The following is a 1,084-nucleotide window of genomic DNA, read 5'->3' as shown; positions in this document are numbered from 1 at the left end:
CTTGGTGCTTCGCGTGTGCTGCTCATTTTAGAGCGTATCTACGCGCTCACAGGCGATCCACGTTATCGCCCAAGCCCTTGGTTACAGCGCCGCGCCAAGCTGGATGTGTCATTGTTCACTCAGCAGGCCATTTATTAGTACAAACAACAAAATATTGTTATAAAACTATTTATTCAAAGTTAAAAAATACAACAAGGAAGCGTTATGTTAGATGCCTATATTTATGATGGATTAAGAAGCCCTTTTGGTCGCTATGTCGGTGCATTGGCAACGGTGCGTCCTGATGATCTGGTCGCCACCGTGATAAAAGCGTTGGTCGAAAAACATCAATTGCCGAGCGATGTGTTTGATGAAGTGCTGCTAGGCAGTGCTAACCAAGCGGGCGAGGACTCTCGTAACATCGCGCGCAACGCTGCTCTGTTGGCAGGGCTGGATGTCACCACGCCAGGTCAAACCGTCAACCGCTTATGTGCGTCAGGTCTGTCTACTGTGGTCGATGCTGCGCACAGTATCACATGTCATGAAGGGGATATTATTTTGGCGGGTGGTGTGGAGTCGATGACGCGTGCGCCTTTTGTCTTTGCCAAAACTGAGCAGCCGTTTAGCCGTGACTTTAAAGTATTTGATACGACCATCGGCAGCCGTTTTCCTAACCCAAAGATTATTGAGCAGTTCGGTAGCGATACCATGCCGCAGACGGGCGATAATGTCGCGCAGAAGTATGGTATTACGCGCGAGGAAGCGGATACATTTGCCGCTGCATCGCACTCCAAGTACCAAACTGCCAAACAAGCAGGATTTTTTGACGATGAGATAACGCCTATCACTGTTGCGCAAGGTAAGAAGTTGCCCGCAAAAGTCGTTACGGATGATGAGCATCCTCGCGCCAGCTCCGATATTGCAGCGCTACAAAAACTCAAACCCTTAAGCCAAGATGGTGTGGTCACCGCAGGTAATGCCTCCGGTATCAATGACGGCGCAGCTGCGCTCATCATTGGCTCAAAGCAAGCGGAGGAAAAGCTCGGCTTTAAACCCATTGCCAAAATCTTATCATCAGGTGCGATGGGGGTTGAACCTAACATCA

The 1,084-nt window shown here is 49.4% G+C and carries 1 protein-coding gene; it reads left to right on the top strand.

The genetic code is table 11. The features are described from left to right. Nucleotides 1-204: 204 nt before the first annotated feature. Nucleotides 205-1,084, top strand: an 880-nt coding sequence (locus ACS8FC_RS14835) for an acetyl-CoA C-acyltransferase (protein WP_439297334.1), incomplete at its 3' end; no start/stop codon positions are given.

Source organism: Psychrobacter sp. 1Y4 (genome assembly GCF_051847555.1).
This window is presented reverse-complemented; position numbering and strand designations above follow the sequence as displayed.